15 protein-coding genes and 1 pseudogene are annotated in these 19,579 nt (G+C 67.5%); 10 read left to right on the top strand and 6 right to left on the bottom strand.

The features are described from left to right. Nucleotides 1-127 precede the first annotated feature (127 nt). Both ctpL and gcbA read right to left on the bottom strand, forming a co-directional pair. Nucleotides 128-643: pseudogene (gene ctpL, locus M6E97_RS31250) on the bottom strand (methyl-accepting chemotaxis protein CtpL); the annotation flags it as partial. A 1,535-nt stretch (nucleotides 644-2,178) separates the two neighbouring features. Continuing rightward, nucleotides 2,179-3,807, bottom strand: a complete 1,629-nt coding sequence (gcbA, locus tag M6E97_RS21205) for a diguanylate cyclase GcbA (protein WP_034005293.1) — start codon at nucleotides 3,805-3,807, stop codon at nucleotides 2,179-2,181. Between the two features lie 352 nt (nucleotides 3,808-4,159). Between gcbA and M6E97_RS21200 the strand changes: the two genes are divergently transcribed. The 4 genes from M6E97_RS21200 to speA all read left to right on the top strand — a co-directional run bounded on the left by M6E97_RS21200 (nucleotide 4,160) and on the right by speA (nucleotide 8,506). Beyond that, nucleotides 4,160-5,230 carry a DUF2333 family protein gene (locus M6E97_RS21200; RefSeq protein ID WP_003095371.1) on the top strand — a complete coding sequence of 357 codons (1,071 nt, stop codon included), beginning with the start codon at nucleotides 4,160-4,162 and terminating at the stop codon, nucleotides 5,228-5,230. Nucleotides 5,231-5,233: 3 nt separating this feature from the next. Next, complete coding sequence (locus M6E97_RS21195; RefSeq protein ID WP_004365420.1) at nucleotides 5,234-5,770, top strand: NUDIX hydrolase; 537 nt, start codon at nucleotides 5,234-5,236, stop codon at nucleotides 5,768-5,770. Nucleotides 5,771-5,973: 203 nt separating this feature from the next. Further along, nucleotides 5,974-6,345, top strand: coding sequence for a translation initiation factor Sui1 (locus M6E97_RS21190; RefSeq protein WP_003095367.1), 372 nt, complete (start codon nucleotides 5,974-5,976; stop codon nucleotides 6,343-6,345). Between the two features lie 250 nt (nucleotides 6,346-6,595). Then, nucleotides 6,596-8,506: an arginine decarboxylase gene (gene speA / locus M6E97_RS21185; protein WP_003095365.1), complete on the top strand. Its 1,911-nt coding sequence runs from the start codon at nucleotides 6,596-6,598 to the stop codon at nucleotides 8,504-8,506. 243 nt (nucleotides 8,507-8,749) lie between these two features. Here speA and M6E97_RS21180 read toward each other — a convergent pair whose 3' ends face one another. Beyond that, nucleotides 8,750-9,904, bottom strand: a complete 1,155-nt coding sequence (locus M6E97_RS21180) for a DUF1624 domain-containing protein (RefSeq protein WP_031293877.1) — start codon at nucleotides 9,902-9,904, stop codon at nucleotides 8,750-8,752. 153 nt (nucleotides 9,905-10,057) lie between these two features. Between M6E97_RS21180 and cntO the strand changes: the two genes are divergently transcribed. Genes cntO through cntI form a run of 4 tightly spaced genes read left to right on the top strand, consistent with a single transcriptional unit; the run spans nucleotide 10,058 to nucleotide 15,139 of the window. Continuing rightward, nucleotides 10,058-12,184: a pseudopaline transport outer membrane protein CntO gene (gene cntO / locus M6E97_RS21175; protein WP_022581106.1), complete on the top strand. Its 2,127-nt coding sequence runs from the start codon at nucleotides 10,058-10,060 to the stop codon at nucleotides 12,182-12,184. Between the two features lie 29 nt (nucleotides 12,185-12,213). Then, nucleotides 12,214-13,005 carry a pseudopaline biosynthesis protein CntL gene (cntL, locus tag M6E97_RS21170; RefSeq protein ID WP_033937820.1) on the top strand — a complete coding sequence of 264 codons (792 nt, stop codon included), beginning with the start codon at nucleotides 12,214-12,216 and terminating at the stop codon, nucleotides 13,003-13,005. Further along, a complete protein-coding gene (gene cntM / locus M6E97_RS21165) occupies nucleotides 13,002-14,303 on the top strand; it encodes a pseudopaline biosynthesis dehydrogenase CntM (protein WP_003095356.1) in 1,302 nt (433 codons plus the stop codon). Before cntL ends, cntM begins: the two co-directional genes overlap by 4 nt. Continuing rightward, nucleotides 14,285-15,139 carry a pseudopaline transport inner membrane protein CntI gene (gene cntI / locus M6E97_RS21160; RefSeq protein WP_003104336.1) on the top strand — a complete coding sequence of 285 codons (855 nt, stop codon included), beginning with the start codon at nucleotides 14,285-14,287 and terminating at the stop codon, nucleotides 15,137-15,139. Before cntM ends, cntI begins: the two co-directional genes overlap by 19 nt. Nucleotides 15,140-15,184: 45 nt before the next feature. On the opposite strand, the gene trhA is transcribed toward cntI, so the two are convergent. Beyond that, on the bottom strand, nucleotides 15,185-15,802 hold the full coding sequence (gene trhA / locus M6E97_RS21155) for a PAQR family membrane homeostasis protein TrhA (protein ID WP_003095352.1): 618 nt from the start codon (nucleotides 15,800-15,802) through the stop codon (nucleotides 15,185-15,187). A 230-nt stretch (nucleotides 15,803-16,032) separates the two neighbouring features. Between trhA and M6E97_RS21150 the strand changes: the two genes are divergently transcribed. Further along, the gene (locus tag M6E97_RS21150; RefSeq protein WP_003095350.1) at nucleotides 16,033-16,830 is read left to right on the top strand and encodes an SDR family NAD(P)-dependent oxidoreductase; all 798 of its coding nucleotides are present in this window, start codon (nucleotides 16,033-16,035) and stop codon (nucleotides 16,828-16,830) included. Between the two features lie 4 nt (nucleotides 16,831-16,834). On the opposite strand, the gene M6E97_RS21145 is transcribed toward M6E97_RS21150, so the two are convergent. Together M6E97_RS21145 and M6E97_RS21140 are read right to left on the bottom strand one after the other, a co-directional pair. Next, the gene (locus M6E97_RS21145; RefSeq protein WP_003110503.1) at nucleotides 16,835-17,395 is read right to left on the bottom strand and encodes a TetR/AcrR family transcriptional regulator; all 561 of its coding nucleotides are present in this window, start codon (nucleotides 17,393-17,395) and stop codon (nucleotides 16,835-16,837) included. 67 nt (nucleotides 17,396-17,462) lie between these two features. After that, nucleotides 17,463-18,002 (bottom strand): PaaI family thioesterase, encoded by a 540-nt coding sequence (locus tag M6E97_RS21140; protein ID WP_003135314.1) that lies wholly within the window; start codon nucleotides 18,000-18,002, stop codon nucleotides 17,463-17,465. A gap of 172 nt (nucleotides 18,003-18,174) precedes the next feature. Between M6E97_RS21140 and lpdA the strand changes: the two genes are divergently transcribed. Then, nucleotides 18,175-19,578, top strand: a complete 1,404-nt coding sequence (gene lpdA / locus M6E97_RS21135) for a dihydrolipoyl dehydrogenase (protein WP_012614589.1) — start codon at nucleotides 18,175-18,177, stop codon at nucleotides 19,576-19,578. Nucleotide 19,579: the final 1 nt, after the last annotated feature.

Below are 19,579 nucleotides of genomic sequence, written 5' to 3'. Positions count from 1 at the left end.
AGCGGAAAGCCGGGCCCGATCGAGCCCCGTGCGGCTGATCAGGTCCTGCCCCGGTTCCGCTGAGCGGTATCCGACCGGTCCGAAGCCAGACGGTTCCTCTGGCGCCTTGCGGCACGTCGCCGCAGGGTCACAGGCGGAAGGCCTGCACCGTGGTGCGCAGGTCGCCGCCCAGTTGCCGCAGTTGCTCGCCCTGTTCGCGGCTATGGCCGATCAGCCGCAGGTTTTCCCCGCCCAGGGCGTGGATGCGTTCGCTGTGCGAGCGAATCTCGCCGACCGCCTGGCTCTGCTGGGTCGAGCCTTCGGCGATGCGTTCGGCCATCACGCCGATGGTATGGATCGCGGCGACCACTTCGTCCAGCGCGCCCTCCGCCGCGCCGGCCTGTTCGGCGGTGCGTTCGGCATGCTCGACCTGGCTGCGCATGGCCTCCACCGATTGCCGCGCGGCCTGTTGCAGGCGGCCGATGAGCTGCTGGATCTCCTCGGTGGCGCCGGCGGTGCGCTGGGCCAGCGAGCGGACTTCCTCGGCGACCACGGCGAAGCCGCGGCCCTGGTCGCCGGCGCGGGCGGCCTCGATGGCGGCATTGAGGGCGAGCAGGTTGGTCTGTTCGGCGATCGAGCGGATCACCGTCAGCACGCTGCCGATGGTCGCCGACTCCTCGGCCAGGCGCTCGATCGACTGGGCGTTGCCTTGCACCTCGTCGACCAGCTCGCGCAGGCCGCCCAGGCTCTCGCCGATCACCCGCTGGCCGTGCTCCACTGCCTGGCCTGCGCTGCGACTGGCGTCGGCGGTCTGGCTGGCGTCTCCGGCGACCTGCTGGATCGCCGCTTCCATGTCGCCGAGGGCGTCGCGGATCTGCCCGGTATCGCCGGCCTGGCGCTCGACCCCGGCATGCAGGCCGCTGCTGACCTCGGCCAGGGTCTGGCTGCTGCCGGCGACCTGTTCGGCGCGGCGGTGGATCGCGCCGACCAGCTCGGCGAGGAAGCTGCGCAGGCGGTTCAGCGAATCTTCCAGGTTGCGCAGGTCCTCGGTGCGGGTACGCAGGGATATGGGGCGTGAGAAGTCGCCGTCGGCCCAGGCCGAGAGCGCCGGCACCAGTTGCCCGAGGACCCGTGCCAGGCGCCTTTGCAGGCTGTCGATGGCGAGGGCGATGAGCAGGATCAGGGCGATCATCCCACCCTGGATCAGGCGTACCTGGCTTTGCAGGCGCTGGCGCTCGCCGCGCACCTGCGGCTCCAGGGTGGCCAGGGCCTGGCGCACCGCGTCCAGTTTGGCGCCGGTGTCGGCGGACAGTTGCTGGCGACGCTCGATCAGGTCGCGGGTGCGGCGCAACTCGTCCGGATAGCGTTGCAGCAGGCTGGCGAGTTCGCGCCGCAGCGCCACGCCGCGGTCTTCGGCATTGCCGGCGCCAGCCTCGGCGTCGCCGGCCAGCCCCATCATGGCGGCGAAGTCGTCGCTGGCCGAGCGCTGTTCGTCGAGCACGCCGAGCAACGGCAAGGCCTCGATCCGCCCGGCCTGCTCGCGCAGGTTGGCCAGTTCGCGCTCGACGTCGCCGGCCAGGGCCGGGTTGGCGCTTTCCACCAGCTTGGCGCGGGCCAGGCTGAGGCGGGTCAGGTGCAGGCTGGCGAGCAGCAGCGGGGTGCGGTAGGCGCCGGCCTGGGGCTGCTCCGTCGCGGCGTCCAGGTAGGCGGACCATTGTTCCAGGTTGCCGGCGAGGTCGCGCTCGGCCTGTAGCAGCAGGCCCTGCGGGTCGCCGGCGAGCTTGCCGGCGGCGAGCAGGTCGCCGGCGCTGAATTCGCGCAACTCCGCGAGGCTTGGCGCGAGGGTCCGGGCGAGGTCCGGCGGTAGCTCCGGCAAGGCCTCGGCGAGGCTTTCCAGGGCCTGCAGCGCGGCCTGCTGGCGTACGGCGTCGCCGCTGCCGAGGTACTGGCGGACGTTGCGCGCGACCTGTTCGTCGAAGCGCTGCGACAGCTCCAGGTACTGGTCGAGCAACTGGAACGGGCGCTCCATGGCGCGTTGCGACCACCACAGGGTGATTCCCAGGGCGAGGCAGACGGTGAGCAGGAGCAGGGTGTTGAGATTGGTGAGTTGCTTGAGGCGCATGGCGGGTCTCGTCCGACTACGGAGCGGCGAGACCGCAGGTTATTTCCGTTTGGTTACCGGGTGATGACAAAGAGCCATTACCGGGCGTCGGGACGATATACCTCGATCCGGTTGCGTCCGCCGTGCTTGGCCCGGTACAGCGCTTCGTCGGCCTGCTTGGCCATGCTCTTGATATCGAGGTCCGGGATCAGCTCGGCGATGCCGCAACTGAAGGTGCAGCGCAGGTCGGTCGGTTGCGCCGGGTAGTGGATCTCGGCGAAGCGCTGGCGAATCTCGTCGAGCACCAGGCGAGCGGCGTCCAGATCGGTGTCCGGAAGGACCACGGCGAACTCCTCGCCGCCATAGCGGCCGATGTGGTCGGTCTTGCGCAGGCGCTGCTTGAGAAACAGCGCCAGGCCCTTGATCACCCGGTCGCCCATGGGGTGGCCGAAACGGTCGTTGACCTGCTTGAAGTGGTCGATGTCGAGCATCGCGAAGCTCAGCGGACGGCCATCGCGACGCGCGCGCAGGCGGGCGTCCTCGAGCAGTTGCAGGGTATGGGTGTGGTTGTACAGGCCGGTCAGGCTGTCGCGCACCATCCGCGCCTTCAGGCTGCGCGCGCGGCTGGCGCGGGTGCGCACGGTGGCGATCAGGTGGCGCGGGCGGATCGGCTTGGTGAGGAAGTCGTCGCCGCCTTCGCTCATGGCGTCCAGTTGCTTGTCCAGGTCGTCCTCGGCGGACAGGTAGATGATCGGCACGCTGACGTGGCGCTCGTGCTGGCGGATCACCTTGGCCAACTCGGTGCCCAGGCACTCGGGCATGTACATGTCGAGGATGATCAGGTCGGGCTGGAAGTCGCTCAGCTCGGCCATCACCGACAGCGGCTCGGTGAGCGCGCGGGTGATGATCCCGGCGCTGTTGAGGACCATCTCGGTGTGCAGCGCCTGGGCCCGGGAGTCGTCGACGATCAGTACCCGGTAGGGCTCGTAGAAGCTCAGGCGGCTGAGGGTCTCGATCTTTTCCAGCACGCTGGAGGCGTCCAGGGTGCCGGTGAAGAATTCCTGGCCGCCGGCGCGGGCTGCGGCCAGGCGGGTCGGGGTGTCGGTCTCGCTGTCGCTGAAGAACAGCACCGGCAGCTTGTGTTCGAGACCGGCCTGGGCCTCGCTGGCCAGTCGCAGGCCCATGTCGGGGCCGGCGAAGTCGACTTCCATGACGATCGCCGCCGGGTAGCGTTCGCGCATGCTGGCGCGGAAGGCGTCGGCGGTCTCGCAGCTCAGCGCCTGCAGACCGAAGAACTCCAGTTGCTGGGCCAGGCGCTCGGCGCGTTCGCGGTCCTTCAGTGCCAGGTAGACCGGTTTGCGCAATGGCGGCAGGACGGTGTGCTCGAGCTGGTCGCCATGCCGCAGGCCGGTGCGCGACAGGCGCTGCATCAACTGGTTGAGTTCGCTGATCGACTCGCTGGAAAGCCGGCCGCGGTTGGCCTCGACGACGTCCAGGGTACGGTCGATGGCACCGGCCAGCTGGGCATGCTCGGCTTGCTCGAAGCGTTCGGCGTAGCGCTGCAGGCGCAGGGTGGCGTCGGCCAGTTCTTCCATGCCGTCGCTGTTCCACTCCGCGCGGGTCAGGCGTTGCCAGACCTCCAGAACCTGGCGCGCCTGGTTGATCACTCGCTGGGCGAAGTGGTGCTTCAGGCGGTCCAGGGTCGGGTCATCGTGCTCGGTCATCATGACGCGCTTCTTTCGTGGTCTTCGCGGCAGAGCGTCGCTGCGAATGATGGCTCTATGCTATCACCTATCGCCATGAAAGCCAGCGGCCGTTGGGCGGCTGACGAGAGGAGCCTTTTCTTTTCCAAATGTCATCCCCACCTGTTGGTGGGTGCCTTTGTGCGACGGACTACGGCATGCTTATGCCTGTTTCGGAAAATTCTCACTGAGCATTCCGGCACAAAACCGGCTTCCACTACGCTGAAAGCCGACGATGCCGAGGTTTTCGGCGTCCTGGAAGGGTTGGCGCTTGGCACGGAACGCGTTCGCCATGGTCCAATCCCCCATCTATCGAGCTGTTTTAAGGACCCTTGCCATGCTGGACTGGAAGAAGCGTCGTGGGACCATGCGCGATCGCGTGGACAATTCCGTGGATGATGTGCGTACCTACTTCGGCGGCCCCTGGCTGGTGCGCGTGGTGGGAGGCCTGCTGGGCGTCTACCTGCTGGTGGCGATGCTGGTCGGCTGGTACTGGAGCCAGGAACCCGACCTGTTCCCCGTGCAGCAGGACGCCCAGGCCGCCGCCGAGCGCGCCGGGCGGCAGATGGTCACCGGCTACACCACGGTGGAGACCCTCAAGGAAGTGGTCGACACCCTGCTGACCAAGCCGGGCGGCTACATCTCCAACGACATCTTCCCGCCGGGCATCTGGATGGACAACATGCCCAGCTGGGAGTATGGCGTGCTGGTCCAGGTGCGTGACATCAGCCGGGCGCTGCGCAAGGATTTCGCCCGTTCGCAGTCGCAGTCCACCGAGGACGCCGACCTGGCTCGCGCCGAGCCGCGCTTCAACTTCGACAACAAGAGCTGGGCGCTGCCGGCGTCCGAGTCGGAGTACCAGGAAGGCATCAAGTCGCTGGACCGCTACCTGGCCCGCCTGTCCGACCCGAACCAGCCCAACGCGCAGTTCTATGCCCGCGCCGACAACCTGAACAACTGGCTGGGCGACGTCGCCACCCGCCTGGGCTCGCTGTCCCAGCGCCTGTCGGCGAGTGTCGGCCGGGTCAAGCTGAACACCAACATCAAGAACCCCGAAGAAGTACAGCCGGGCGAGGCGCCCAAGGTCGAGGAAGTGGTCCAGGAAACCCCCTGGCTGCAGATCGACAACGTCTTCTACGAGGCCCGTGGCCAGGCCTGGGCGCTGTCGCACCTGCTGCGCGCCATCGAGGTCGACTTCGCCGACGTGCTGGCGAAGAAGAACGCCACGGTCAGCGTGCGGCAGATCATCCGCGAGCTGGAGGCCGCGCAGGAGCCGCTGTGGAGCCCGATGGTGCTGAACGGCAGCGGCTACGGCATCCTGGCCAACCACTCGCTGGTGATGGCCAACTACATTTCCCGCGCCAACGCCGCGGTGATCGACCTGCGCCAGCTGCTTTCCCAGGGCTGACCCATGGCCGCGCCGATCAGCGCCGAAGAGGTGGCCCACCGGGCCGCCTCCGACGCCGAACTCATCGCCTGGGTCGACGAGCAGGACCGCCCGCTCGGTAGCCTGCCGCGCGCGGATCTGCGCGAGCGCGGGCTGATCGGTCGCGGCACCTTCATCCTGCTGTTCAACTCCGCCGGCGAGCTGTGCGTGCAGCGCCGGACCCTGAGCAAGGCGGTCTATCCGGGGTACTGGGACCTCGCCGCCGGCGGCATGGTCCAGGCCGGCGAGCCCTACGCCGACTCCGCCGCCCGCGAACTGGAGGAAGAGCTGGGAATCCGCGACGCGGTCCTGCGCGAACATGGCCGCTTCTTCTTCGACGAACCGGGCAACCGGCTCTGGTGCGCGGTGTTTTCCGCCGTCTCCGATGCGCCCTTGCGTCTGCAGGCGGAGGAAATCTCCGAAGCCCGCTTCATCCGTCCCGAACTGGCGCTGGAAGAGGCTCGCAGCCTGCCGTACTGCCCCGATTCCCTGCAGGCGTTGCGCCTGTACCTGGATGCCTGAGCCGCGGATGTCGCCATTTCACCGATCAATGGCGCATTTTCGCTCTTAGCATTTGCTCGCAATGCTGCTAAATTGCGCGACCTTTTCGGGCGGTCCCCATGCCGCCCCTGCGCAGCCCCTGCCTGAGTGGGGCGTCGCGGTCGGCTCCCGCCGGCCATCGTTGTTGACCTGGCCCGTCGAGGCCATTCTGGGGGAAACGCCCGGTGGTCAAAAAAGCTTCGTCCCTGTCCGCCCTCGGCGGGCTGGTGTATTCCACGGATGGCGGCCGGCATTGCCCGGACTGCCAGCAACCCAAAGACGCCTGCATCTGCGGGCAGGCCGTAGCGCCTGCCGGCGACGGGATCGCGCGCGTGCGCCGCGAGACCAAGGGCCGCGGCGGCAAGACGGTGACCACCATCAGTGGCCTGCCGCTCGCCGGCGATGCGCTCAAGGAGCTGGCCAGCGCGCTGAAGCGGCGCTGCGGCACTGGCGGCAGTCTCAAGGACGGCGTGGTGGAGATCCAGGGCGAGCATGTCGAACTGCTGATCGACGAACTCCTCAAGCGCGGTTTCAAGGCGAAGAAGTCCGGCGGCTGACCGCATTCTCCCCTGCAGAGAGCGGGCAGGTCCGGCACCGCGAAGGCCGCGCCAGCCCTTTCCCTAGATGGGAGACTGCGGATACCCGCATGAGCGGATTTCCTCGGCTTTCCTAAACTACCGCCCAGTGTGGCGGTCAACACGGCAACGTCACATCCTCCGGCTAGCCTCCACCACAGGCGTGCCGGCCCAGGGCCATCCGGAGATCCCGGCGCCCGCCCGACCCCGAACATTGAGGAGATCACCGCGCATGGCCGCTCGACGGACTCGCAAAGACGATGGCAGCAACTGGACCGTGGCCGACAGCCGCGGCGTATACGGCATCCGCCACTGGGGTGCGGGTTATTTCGCCATCAACGATGGCGGCAATGTCGAAGTGCGTCCGCAGGGCGCCGACTCGACGCCCATCGATCTCTACGAGCTGGTCGGCCAGCTGCGCGAGGCGGGCCTGAGCCTGCCGCTGCTGGTGCGCTTCCCGGATATCCTGCAGGACCGCGTGCGCAAGCTCACCGGCGCCTTCGACGCGAACATCGAGCGCCTCGAATACCAGAGCCGCTATACCGCGCTGTATCCGATCAAGGTCAACCAGCAGGAAGCGGTGGTGGAGAACATCATCGCCACCGAGAACGTCTCCATCGGCCTGGAGGCAGGCTCCAAGCCGGAACTCATGGCGGTGCTGGCGCTGGCCCCGAAGGGCGGCACCATCGTCTGCAACGGCTACAAGGACCGCGAGTTCATCAAGCTGGCGCTGATGGGACAGAAGCTCGGGCACAACGTGTTCATCGTGATCGAGAAGGAATCCGAGGTGCAGCTGGTGATCGAGGAGGCCGCCAACGTCGGCGTGCAGCCCCAGGTCGGCCTGCGCGTGCGGCTGTCCTCGCTGGCTTCGTCGAAGTGGGCAGACACCGGTGGCGAGAAGGCCAAGTTCGGCCTTTCCGCCGCCCAGCTGCTGTCGGTGGTCGAGCGCTTCCGCCAGGCCGGACTCGACCAGGGCGTGCGCCTGCTGCATTTCCACATGGGCTCGCAGATCGCCAACCTGGCCGACTACCAGCACGGCTTCAAGGAAGCCATCCGCTACTACGGCGAGCTGCGCGCGCTCGGCCTGCCGGTGGATCATATCGACGTCGGCGGTGGCCTCGGCGTCGACTACGACGGCACCCATTCGCGCAACGCCAGCTCGATCAACTACGACATCGATGACTATGCCGGCGTGGTGGTCGGCATGCTCAAGGAGTTCTGCGACGCCCAGGGCCTGCCGCACCCGCACATCTTCTCGGAGAGCGGCCGGGCGCTGACCGCGCACCATGCGGTGCTGATCACCCAGGTCACCGACGTCGAGCGGCACAACGACGACGTGCCGAAGATCGTCGATCTCGACGAGCAGCCGGAGATCGTCCGCTGGCTGGCCGAACTGCTCGGCCCGACCGATGCCGAGATGGTCACCGAAACCTACTGGCGCGCCACCCACTACATCGGCGACGCCGCCGCGCAGTATGCCGACGGCAAGATCAGCCTGGCGCAGAAAGCCCTCGCCGAGCAGTGCTACTTCGCTATCTGCCGGCGCCTGCACAACCAGCTCAAGGCCCGCCAGCGCTCCCACCGGCAGGTCCTCGACGAACTCAACGACAAGCTCGCCGACAAGTACATCTGCAACTTCTCGGTGTTCCAGAGCCTGCCGGATACCTGGGCCATCGGCCAGGTGCTGCCGATCCTGCCGCTGCACCGCCTGGGCGAGGAGCCGGATCGGCGCGCGGTACTGCAGGACCTGACCTGCGACTCCGACGGCAAGATCACCCAGTACGTCGACGAGCAGAGCATCGAGACCAGCCTGCCGGTGCACGAGGTGAAGGAGGGCGAGGACTACCTGATCGGGGTGTTCCTGGTCGGCGCCTACCAGGAGATCCTCGGCGACATGCACAACCTGTTCGGCGACACCGACTCGGTGAACGTCTACCAGCGCGCAGACGGCGGCATCTATCACGCCGGCATCGAGACCCACGACACCATCGAGGACATGCTGCGCTACGTGCACCTGTCGCCGGAGGAACTGATGACCCTCTACCGCGACAAGGTCGCCGGGGCCAAGCTCACCGCCCGCGAGCGCAACCAGTACCTGGATGCGCTGCGCCTGGGGCTGACCCGCTCGGCGTACCTGTCCTGACTGGCTAGCCCGTCGGCGACGGGAAGCGAACCAGGCAATGGCCGGCGGGCGCGAGGCGCCCGCCGGCCGTTTCGTTTCCGTTATCTGGGAGTTCCGCGCAACCCTTCATTTCTACTTCCCTGCCGGCGGTGGACGTCGGCGTGGTTGCCTGCTGTGTCCGGCGGATAACGCTCCGCATCATTCGTCCTACCCGTGGGGGGGGAAGGGCCGGACGTTTCCAGCGGCTCCTGGATGCTCCGCGCCTCAGAAGTACTTCAACCAGGCGATATCCCGCCGCCGCGCCTTGAAACCAGCGAACCAGTGCACCGCCGGGTACAGCGCCACGGCCAGCAGGATGCTGCACAGCCATAGCGCAGGCACCGAGGAGAAACCGAAGTAGTCGCCCCGATTGGCGCCCCAGATCGCCAGCGCCAGCAGGTACAGCAGCTTCAGTAGGTAGAGATGCAGCAGGTAGAAGAACATCGGCGCTCCGCCGAACGCCACCAGGGCCTTGCCGCGACCGCTCCAGTCCAGGCGTTCGAACCAGGCCAGGAGCAGCAGGCCGATTCCCAGGGTGAGGGCGAGGAACAGCAGCGACGGCGGATACTTGGTGACGTTGAAGAAGCCCATCAGGGTGATCGCCGGCGTCTCGCCGAAGGCCCAGGGTTTCTCGCCATAGCCGTTGAGCAGGCGCAGCAGGATGAAGCCGAGCAGCAGCCCGCCACCGCCCGCCAGCAGGTAGCGTCGGCGCGTGGTTGCCGGCGTGGCGCCGCTGAACCAGTTGCCTGCGGCATAGCCCAGGGCGATCACACCGATCCACGGCAGCAGGGGGTAGGAGGTGCGCAGGCGCAGGGCGTCGCCCGCTTCGATCCAGCCGCGGTCGTGGAGCACCGCCCACGGCAGGTGCCAGGCCGAGCCGGGAGCGAAATGCAGCGGATCGAGCAGGTTGTGGCCGGCCACCAGCAGCACGCCGAGCGCCGCGAGCAGAGGGCGCGGCAACCAGAGCAGGGCGGCCAGGGCGAGCATGCTCAGGCCGATCGCCCAGATCACCTGGAGGTAGATCACCGTCGGCGGCAACTGGAAGGTCCAGGCGAAGTTCACCAGGGTCAGTTCCAGCGCCACCAGGAACAACCCGCGCTTGAACAGGAACGCCGAGACCGCCCGGCGTCCCTGGTGCTTCTCGCCGTAGAGGAATGCCGACAGGCCGGTGAGGAAGACGAACACCGGCGCGCACAGGTGCGCCAGGGTGCGGCTGAGGAACAGCGCCGGCTCGGTGCTGGCGACGTCCATCGGGTCGCCGACCTGGCGGTGCAGGAAAAAGGTCTCGCGGACATGGTCGAGCAGCATGAACAGCATCACCAGGCCGCGCAGGGCGTCGATGCTGTGCAGGCGGGAGGAATTGGAGATGGAATTGGAGATGGAGTTGGGCATGGCTGGGCTGGTCGTCGGAAAAGAGGGATGAGTATCACAGCCTGGCGGCGAGAAGCGAGATAGAGCCGGGCATTGTATTGCGAGGCCGGAATCGAACTGGTAGCGTTATAGTATATCATTTCTTTTCTGGTGCGATTTCCCATGAGAGTCAGTGTGTCGCTTGTCCTCGGTGTCGGCCTCGGTTGCAGCAGTCCGGCGCTCTGGGCGGAAACGGAAAGTCCCGCAGAGCTTGAGGTCCTCACTGTCACCGCCGAAGCGGAGCGCGCGGAGGGCCCGGTGCAGGGCTACCGGGCCAATCGGTCGGCCAGCGCGACGCGCACCGACACCCGTATCGAGGACATCCCGCAAGCCATCAGCGTGGTGCCGCGCCAGGTGCTCGACGACCTTGACAGCGCTCGTATCGAACGGGCGCTGGACTTCGCCGGCGGGGTCTCGCGGCAGAACAACTTCGGCGGCCTGACGATGTTCGAGTACAACGTCCGTGGCTTCACCACTTCGGAGTTCTACCGCGACGGCTTCAGCGCCAACCGCGGCTATATGAACGCCCCGGACAGCGCCACCATCGAGCGCGTGGAAATCCTCAAGGGACCGGCCTCCAGCCTGTACGGGCGCGGCGATCCCGGCGGCACGGTGAACCTGGTGACCAAGAAGCCCCAGGCCGAGCGCTTCGCCCGCTTGCATGCCAGCGCCGGCAGCTGGGATCGCTACCGCTCGACCCTGGACCTGAACACGCCGCTGGACGAAGAGGGCGACCTGCTCTACCGGATGAACCTGGCGGTGGAGGACAGCAAGGGCTTCCGCGACTACGCCGACGGCCAGCGCCTGCTGGTGGCGCCATCGTTCAGCTGGCAACTGGACCCGGACACCTCGTTGCTGGTGGAAGCCGAGGTGGTGCGCAACCGCCAGGTCTTCGACCGCGGCACCGTGGCGCCGCACAACCACCTGGGCAGCCTGCCGCGCTCGCGGTTCTTCGGCGAGCCGGACGACGGCAAGATCGACAACAACAACGAAACCCTCCAGGCCACCCTGCGCCATCACTTCAACGAGCAGTGGAGCCTGCGCCTGGCCAGCCACTACAAGCATGGCCACCTGGACGGCTACGCCTCGGAGAACTCCAGCCTCGCCGCCGACGGCTACACCCTGCGCCGGGAGTACCGCTACCGCGACTTCGAGTGGCACGACAGCATCACCCAGCTCGACCTGCTCGGCGACCTCCATACCGGCTCGATCCGCCACCAGTTGCTGATGGGCCTGGAGTACGAGCGCTACCACAACGACGAACTGATCCTGCGTAGCATCCCGTCGCGCAACCCCTATGCCATCGACATCCGCCGGCCGGTCTACGGCCAGCCGAAACCACCCTTCGGACGCGACGACCGCAACCACGAGGAAGTCGACGCGATGGCGCTCAACCTGCAGGACCAGATCGAGTTCAGCGAGAAATGGCGCGGCCTGCTCGGCGTGCGCTTCGACCGCTACCGCCAGGACATGAACGCCACACGCCTGAACAATGGCCGCTTCCGCGACACCAGCTCGCAGCAGACCCAGCGTGCCGCCACCCCGCGCATCGGCGTGCTGTACCAGGCGACCCCGGAGGTCGGCCTGTTCGCCAACGCCTCGAAATCCTTCAAGCCCAATGGCGGTACCGACATGGCCGGCAAGGCCTTCGACCCGGAGGAGGGGCGCGGCTACGAGGCGGGGGTGAAGCTCGACCTGCTCGATGGCCGGCTGGGCATGACCCTCGCCGCGTTCCACCTGAAAAAGAAGAACGTGCTCACCGCCGACCCGAGCAATCCCGGTTACCAGCAGACCGCCGGCGAGGCGCGCAGCCACGGCTTCGACCTGCAGTTCAGCGGCCAGCTCACCGAGCAGTTGCGGCTGATCGGCGCCTACGCCTATATCGACGCCGAAGTGACCAAGGACGAGAACATCGCCCGTGGCAGCCGCCTGCTCAACGTGCCGAAGCACAGCGGCAGCCTGATGGGCGTCTACGAGTTCCGCGAAGGCTGGCTGCACGGCGCCGACGCCGGCGCGGCGCTCAACTATGTCGGCGAGCGCGCCGGCGACAGCAGCGACAGCGGCTTCGAACTGCCGGCCTACACCACCGTCGACCTGCTCGCGCACTATCCGCTGGCGAGCAATGCGACCCTCGGGGTGAACGTCAACAACCTCTTCGATCGTCGCTACTACGAGCGTTCCTATAACAACGTCTGGGTCGCCCCCGGCGAGCCGCGCAACCTGACCATGAGCCTGACCCTGAACTACTGAGCCCTCTACCGCCGCCAGGAAGCCATGCCATGCAAGGACGCACACCGCTGCTGGAAACCCTCCGCGAACTGGAATGCGAGATTCGCCTGCTCACCGTCTATGCCCGCGAGTGTTGCGGCTGCTACGAGATCCTCAGGCGCAAGCTCGACCGTCTGAGCGGACTGATCGGGGAGGATTGCAGCCGGGCACAGTGGCAGGCCGATTCGGACGACCCTGCATTGCAGGCGCTCGGCCTGCGCCTGCGCGACGCGGCGGTGCAGGCCCTCTGCGAACTGGAGAAGCACCTTTGCCAGGGCGTGCTGCATGAACCCGGCGAGATGGGCCGCTACCTGGGTAGCCTGCTGGAATCCATCCGCGGCGAACTCGACAGCGCCGGGATAGATGCCGATGCACGGGTCCTGTTCGTCGGCTCCGGTGCCCTGCCGACCTCGGCCCTGGTGCTGGCGCGGGAGGTCGGCGCACATTTGTGCTGCCTGGACATCGACGAGGAGGCCCTGAGCTATGCCCGCGAGATCGCCCGCTGCCAGGGGCTGGAGGCGCGCATGCAGTTTTCCTCGCTGCCGCCGGCGGAACTGGCGTTTTCCCGCGATGCCACGCATTTCCTGATCGCTTCGCTGGTGCAGCAGAAAAGCGCGGTACTGGCGCAGATCCGCCAGGTCATGCGCGCCGACGCCAAGGTCCTGCTGCGTCACGGCAGCGGCATCAAGGGACTGTTCAACTACCCGGTTGAGCCGGCCGAACTGGAGGGCTGGCGGGTTTGCGCGGAGCGGGTCAGCCAGCCACTGTACGACACCCTGATCCTGGAGAAGGCCGGTCGATGAACGCCGCTGATGAGAGCCTGGGCAACGTCCTGCTGGTCGGTCTGGGCGCGGTGGCGATCCAGGTCGCGCTGGACCTGCGCCGCCACGGTGCCGGTCGCCTCGGCGCGCTGAACCATCCCGGCCGGCGCAGCCAGCGGATCGCCGAGGCCCTGGCGCGCGGCGCCTGCCTGCAATTGGAAGGGCAGGGGCAGCATCGCTGGCTGTCCGGCAACGCCGCGTTGGACGTCTTCCACCAGGACCCCGCTGAACTTCGCGACGATTGGCAGACCCTGGTGCTCTGCGTGCCGGCCGACAGTTACCTGGACGTGGTCCGCGGGTTGCCCTGGGAGCGACTCGGCGGGGTGCGCACGCTGCTGCTGGTGTCCGCCTTCATCGGCGCCAACCTGCTGGTGCGCAGCGCCCTGCCGGCGGGGTGCCAGGCGACCGTGCTGAGCCTGTCCAGCTACTACGCGGCGACCAAGGTGATCGACGAGACACAACCGCTGCGGGCCCTGACCAAGGCGGTCAAGCGCAGGGTCTACCTGGGTTCCAGCCGGCCGGACTGCCCGGCGCGGGAGACCTGGCGGCGAGTCCTGGCCGGCAGCGGGGTGGAGGTGGTACCCCTGGCGACGCCGGAAGCGGCGGAGGGCCGCAACGTCACCACCTACGTGCACAGTCCGTTCTTTCTCGGCGAGTTCGCCCTCGCCCGGATACTTTCCGAGCAGGGGCCGCCCGGTTTCATGTACAAGCTCTACCCGGAGGGACCTATCACCCCCGGGGCAATCGGCGCCATGCGGCGGCTGTGGTGCGAGCTGAGCGAACTGTTGCGGCGGATGGGCGCCGAGCCGCTGAACCTGCTGCGGTTCCTCAACGACGACAACTACCCGGTGCACGAGACGATGCTGCCGCGCGCGGCCATCGACGGCTTCGCCGAGGCTGGCGCCGAGCGCCAGGAATACCTGCTGTTCGTGCGCTACGCGGCGTTGCTGGTCGATCCGTTCTCTCCGGCCGACGAGCAGGGTCGCCACTTCGACTTTTCCGCCGTGCCGTTCCGCCGCGTCAGTCGCGACGAGGATGGACTCTGGCGGCTCCCGCGGGTGCCGCTGGAGGACTACCGCAAGCTGGCGCTGATCGTCGCGCTGGCCGCCCACTTCGACCTGGCCATGCCGCAGGCGCGCAGCCTGCTGGCGAGCTACGAGAACGCCGTGTCCCGATTCATCGATTGCCAAGGAGCGAGCCAGTGCCATCCAAGCCTGTATCCGATCGACAGCCGTCCGGCGGCGGACGCCATCTATCGCCAGTGGTGCTCGACCTGCTGAAGAGCGGGGTGCTGCTGGCGGTGCTGGCGTCCTTCACCTTCAGCGTGATGAACGCCCTGGTCAAGGAAGCCAGCGCCACCCTGCCGGCTGCCGAGATCGTGTTCTTCCGCAGCGCCATCGGTACCCTGCTGATCTACCTGCTGATGCGCCAGGCCGGTGTCGCCCTGTCGCGCCAGGGCGTGCCGATGCTGCTGGTGCGCGGGGTGATGGGGGCGCTGTACCTGGTCTGCTATTTCTACGCCATCGCCCACATCCCGCTGGCGGACGCGAGCATCCTGGCGCACATGTCACCGTTCTTCGTCATCCTCTTCTCCGCGCTATTCCTCGGCGAGCGGATTCCCCGTGCGGTCTATTGGCTGTTGCTGGTGGTGGTGCTCGGCGCGCTGATGATCGTCAAGCCGTTCAGCTATTCCAGCTACTCGGTATACGCCGTGGTCGGCCTGCTCAGCGCGGTGTTCGCCGCCGGTGCCTCGGTGGCGATCCGCCAACTGAGCGCGCGGCACCATACCTACGAGATCGTCTTCTACTTCCTGGCGGTGGCCACCCTGGTGGCCATCCCGCTGATGTGGAACGACTTCGTGGTGCCGGCGACGCTGCGCGAGTGGGGGCTGCTGCTGGCCATCGGGGTGGTGTCGCTGCTCGGCCAGGTGTTCCTAACCCGCGCCTTCAGTCACGAGAGCGCGACCATCGTTGCGGTGACCCGCTATATCGGCATCGTCTTCAACGCCGGCTGGGGCTGGCTGTTCTGGAGCGAGGTGCCGGACGCGCTGACCATCGCCGGCGGCGTGCTGATCGTGGTGGCGTGCATCGCGCTGTCGCGGACGAAGAAGGGCTGAGCCTCCGGCGCGACCGGCTCCCCGCTGCTTCGCGCCGGACCGCGCCTAGAGTACGTAGCGCCAGATCGCCACGAAGTGGAGGAGGCTGCCGGCGATCACGAACAGGTGCCAGATGCCATGCCAGTGGCGGAAGCGGTGGTCATAGGCATAGAAGACGATCCCTACGGTATAGAGCACGCCGCCGGCCGCCAGCCAGGTGAAGCCGGCGCTGCCGAGGGCGGCGAGCAGCGGTTTCACCGCGATCAGCACGATCCAGCCCATCACCGCGTAGATCACCACCGACAGCACCCGCGCCTCGGAGCGTGGCTTGATCTCCTGGAGCATGCCGAGCACGGCCAGGCCCCAGACGATGCCGAACAGCGTCCAGCCCCAGGGACCGCGCAGCGTGACCAGGCAGAAAGGCGTGTAGCTGCCGGCGATCAGCAGGTAGATGGACAGGTGGTCGAGCTTGCGCATCACCACCTTCGCTCGCCCGCGCACGCTGTGGTAGGCGGTCGAGATGCTGTAGAGCAGCGTCAGGGTGACGCCGTAGACGCCGACCCCGACGATCTTCCACGGACTGCCGTTGAGGCTCGCCTGGACCGTCAGCCAGACGGCGCCGGTGCAGGCGGCGACCGCACCGATCAGGTGGGTCCAGGCATTGAGTCTTTCACCGTGATACATGACGCATGATCCTCCCGCGATGGACAACGCCATGGTAGGGCATGTCGGGGTGGTGTGGGTCCTGACCTTTTATTGGCGTTTTCCGTGACGGTTGCATGAAGGTTCTCCTCATCCCTCCCTGCTCGTTGGAACGGATAAGGGCTTGACGGTTTTAATTACGATCATAATATTAAGTTCGTAATATAAATAGCCGCTGTCAGCGGTCAGGCCTTTTTCCAGCGAGAACCCACATGAACGAACAGATTGGCAATGGCGTCGCCCTGGTCACCGGCGCCTCTTCCGGAATCGGCGCGACCTACGCCGAGCACTTGGCCCGCCGTGGCCACGACCTGTTGCTGGTGGCGCGCGACCGGCAACGCCTGGAAGCCCTGGCGGATCGCCTTCGCCAAGCCCACGGGGTCAGGGTGGAGATCCTGCGCGCCGACCTGTCCGAGCGCGACGATAGGTTGCGGGTCGAGCGACGGTTGCGCGATGACGCCTCGATCGCGTTGCTGGTGAACAACGCCGGCGTGGCGATGAACGGTCCGCTGGCCGATGCCGACATGGACCGGGCGGAGCGGATGATCGCCCTCAACGTAGTGGCCCTGACCCGCCTGGCTGCCGGTGCGGCGGAGGGGTTCCGCCGGCGTGGCGGCGGCGCCATCGTCAATCTCGGTTCGGTGGTGGCGCTGGCGCCGGAGTTGTTCAATGCCGTCTATAGCGCGACCAAGGCCTACGTGCTGAGCCTGAGCCAGTCGCTGCAGCACGAGCTGGCCGGCAGCGGCGTTTACGTCCAGGCGGTGCTGCCCGGCGTCACCCGTACCGAGATCTGGGAGCGCAGCGGCACCGGAATCGCCGGGATTCCCGCGGAGATGGTGATGGAGGTCGAGGACCTGGTGGAGGCGGCGCTGGTCGGTTTCGATCGGCGTGAAGCGGTGACCATCCCGTCGTTGCCGGATGCGGCCGATTGGCAGGCGCTGATGACGGCGCGGGCCAGGCTCGCGCCCAATCTGTCGCGGCAGCGGCCGGCCGAGCGCTACCTCGGCTGAGGCCCTAGCGCTCCATCTGCTCCAGCAGCTTCTTGCGCGTCGCTTCCAGTATCCGTTGCGACAGCGCCTCATCCTGCACGCTGCGCGACAGTTGCAGCGCGCCGACCAGCGAAGCGAGCAGCAGCACGGCGCGCTCGCCTGCGTCCTCGCCCTCCAGGGCCGCTTCGATCATCGCCAGGCGCTTGCGCACGATGCTGTCGGTGGTCGGGCTCGGCGTGCCGCGCTGGCCGAGTTCCGCCGACAGGGTCGGCAACGGGCAGCCGGCGCCGGGGTTATCGCGGTGACGCGGCGACAGGTACTGCTCTATCAGCAGCGCCAGCGGTCGTTCCGCCTCCGCCAGGGGCGCGGTGACTTCGTCGAGTTGCGCCGCGGCATGCCGCAACGCGGTTTCCACCAGGTCGTCCTTGGACTTGAAGTGCGCGTAGAAGCCGCCATGGGTCAGGCCCAGGGCCTTCATCAGCGGTTGCAGCCCGGTGGCGCCGACGCCGTCCTGGCGGAACAGCCGGGCAGCCTCCTCGACGATACGCCGGCGGGTCTTCTGCTTGTGGTCTTCGGGATAACGCATGGCTTCGATACCTTGGAATGCAGGTCGTCATCTTAACGCCTGGCGGCCTTCCCTGGCGAAGCCGCGTTCATCCGGCCATGTGCAGGACCAGGCAGGTGGTCGAGCCGACGGCGTAGAGACGGTCGTCGACATCGTACAACCGGCCCTCGGCGACCGCCGTCGAGCGGCCGAGGTGCACCACCCGGCCTTCGGCGCGTACCGGGCCGACCTTGTCGGTCAGCGCGCGCAGGTAGCTGATCCGCAGGTCGGTGGTGGTATAGCCCTGGCCGGCCTGGAGCCGGGTATGGATCGCGCAGCCCATGCAGGAGTCCAGCAGCGACGCGGCGTAGCCGCCGTGCACGCTACCCAGCGGATTGTAGTGGCGGCGGTCCGGGGTGCCCTGGAACAGGAAGCGCCCTTCGGACCACTCGATGGGAACGAAGTCGACCAGTTCGCCGTAGGGCGGGCAGGGCAGCTCGCCGCTGCCGATGCGGTCGAAGAACTCCTGCGGGGAGAGCGCGGCGACTTGCGCCAGCTCCAGGGTTCCGCTGGCGCCGAGGCGGGCGCGGGCGGCCCGCTCGGTGGCGATCCAGGCGTTCAGGCGGTCTTCGCGGCCGGGCTGTTCCATGGTGGTGCTCCTGTCGTGGTGGGAAAGGGTTGCAGGAAAATTACGGCCATCATATAAGCTTTGTATGAAGAGTGAAATACAATCGCTTTCGGTCCCTCTACGCGGCGTTTCCTCTATTTGCGCCGGCGTCGCCTACGCTGAGGGGGCCGTGGCGGGACAACCGAGGAGCAGGATGATGGAAAGCTATGACGTGATCGTGATTGGCGCCGGTCCGGGGGGCTACAACGCTGCCATTCGCGCCGGCCAGCTAGGCCTGAAGGTGGCCTGCGTGGAGGGTCGCGAAACCCTCGGCGGGACTTGCCTGAACGTCGGCTGCATGCCGTCCAAGGCCCTGCTGCACGCCTCGGAGCTATACGCCGCGGCGAGCGGCGGCGAGTTCGCCCGGCTCGGCATCCGGGTCAGCCCGGAACTGGACCTGGCGCAGATGATGAAGCAGAAGGACGAGAGCGTCGCCGCCCTGACCCGTGGCGTCGAATTCCTCTTCCGCAAGCACAAGGTGCAGTGGATCAAGGGCTGGGCGCGCTTGCAAGGCGAGGGCCGGGTCAGCGTGGACCTCGCCGACGGCGGCCACGCGCAACTGGAGGCGCGCGATATCGTCATCGCCACCGGTTCGGAACCGGCGCCGCTGCCCGGCGTGCCGGTGGACAACCAGCGCATCCTCGACTCCACCGGCGCCCTGGAGTTGGCCGAAGTGCCTCGCCACCTGGTGGTGATCGGCGCCGGCGTGATCGGCCTGGAGCTTGGTTCGGTCTGGCGCCGGCTGGGCGCACAGGTCACGGTGCTGGAGTACCTCGAGCGGATCTGCCCGGGGCTGGATGGGGAAACCGCAAGGACCCTCCAGCGCGCCCTGACCCGCCAGGGCATGCGGTTTCGCCTCGGCACCCGCGTGGTCGCCGCGCGCAGTGGCGAGCAGGGCGTCGAACTCGACCTGCAACCGGCCGCCGGCGGCGCTACGGAATCGCTGCAGGCGGACTACGTGCTGGTGGCCATCGGCCGGCGCCCCTATACCGAAGGACTGGGGCTGGAGACGGTCGGCCTGGCCAGCGATCGTCGTGGCATGCTGGAGAACCAGGGACAGCGCAGCGCGGCGCCGGGCGTCTGGGTGATCGGCGACGTGACCTCGGGACCGATGCTGGCGCACAAGGCCGAGGAAGAGGCGATCGTCTGCATCGAGCGGATCGCCGGGCATGCGGCGGAGATGAACGCCGAGGTGATTCCGTCGGTCATCTACACCCAGCCGGAAGTGGCCAGCGTCGGCCTCGGCGAGGAGCAGTTGCAGGCGGCGAGGCGCGAGTACAAGGTCGGACGCTTCCCGTTCAGCGCCAACAGCCGGGCGAAGATCAACCACGAGAGCGAAGGCTTCATCAAGATCCTCTCCGATGCCCGCAGCGACCAGGTGCTCGGCGTGCACATGATCGGGCCGGGCGTCAGCGAGATGATCGGCGAAGCCTGCGTGGCCATGGAGTTCAGCGCCTCGGCGGAGGACCTCGCGCTGACCTGCCATCCGCATCCGACCCGCTCCGAGGCGCTGCGCCAGGCGGCGATGGACGTGCATGGCCGGGCCATGCAGAACTGAG

Source organism: Pseudomonas sp. B111 (assembly GCF_026428275.1).
Classification (GTDB): Bacteria; Pseudomonadota; Gammaproteobacteria; order Pseudomonadales; family Pseudomonadaceae; genus Pseudomonas; species Pseudomonas aeruginosa.
The sequence above is the reverse complement of the archived record's forward strand: the minus strand, read 5'-3'. Positions and strand labels throughout refer to the sequence as shown.

Bases quoted from the DNA above. Each gene is read 5' to 3' on its own strand.
- M6E97_RS21200 (WP_003095371.1), top strand. From the start codon at position 4,160: ATGCTGGACTGGAAGAAGCGTCGTGGGACCATGCGCGATCGCGTGGAC.
- trhA (WP_003095352.1), bottom strand. From the start codon at position 15,802: ATGTATCACGGTGAAAGACTCAATGCCTGGACCCACCTGATCGGTGCG.
- gcbA (WP_034005293.1), bottom strand. From the start codon at position 3,807: ATGATGACCGAGCACGATGACCCGACCCTGGACCGCCTGAAGCACCAC.
- M6E97_RS21145 (WP_003110503.1), bottom strand. From the start codon at position 17,395: ATGCGTTATCCCGAAGACCACAAGCAGAAGACCCGCCGGCGTATCGTC.
- cntL (WP_033937820.1), top strand. From the start codon at position 12,214: ATGCAAGGACGCACACCGCTGCTGGAAACCCTCCGCGAACTGGAATGC.
- M6E97_RS21140 (WP_003135314.1), bottom strand. From the start codon at position 18,002: ATGGAACAGCCCGGCCGCGAAGACCGCCTGAACGCCTGGATCGCCACC.
- M6E97_RS21150 (WP_003095350.1), top strand. From the start codon at position 16,033: ATGAACGAACAGATTGGCAATGGCGTCGCCCTGGTCACCGGCGCCTCT.
- speA (WP_003095365.1), top strand. From the start codon at position 6,596: ATGGCCGCTCGACGGACTCGCAAAGACGATGGCAGCAACTGGACCGTG.
- lpdA (WP_012614589.1), top strand. From the start codon at position 18,175: ATGATGGAAAGCTATGACGTGATCGTGATTGGCGCCGGTCCGGGGGGC.
- cntO (WP_022581106.1), top strand. From the start codon at position 10,058: ATGAGAGTCAGTGTGTCGCTTGTCCTCGGTGTCGGCCTCGGTTGCAGC.
- cntM (WP_003095356.1), top strand. From the start codon at position 13,002: ATGAACGCCGCTGATGAGAGCCTGGGCAACGTCCTGCTGGTCGGTCTG.
- M6E97_RS21195 (WP_004365420.1), top strand. From the start codon at position 5,234: ATGGCCGCGCCGATCAGCGCCGAAGAGGTGGCCCACCGGGCCGCCTCC.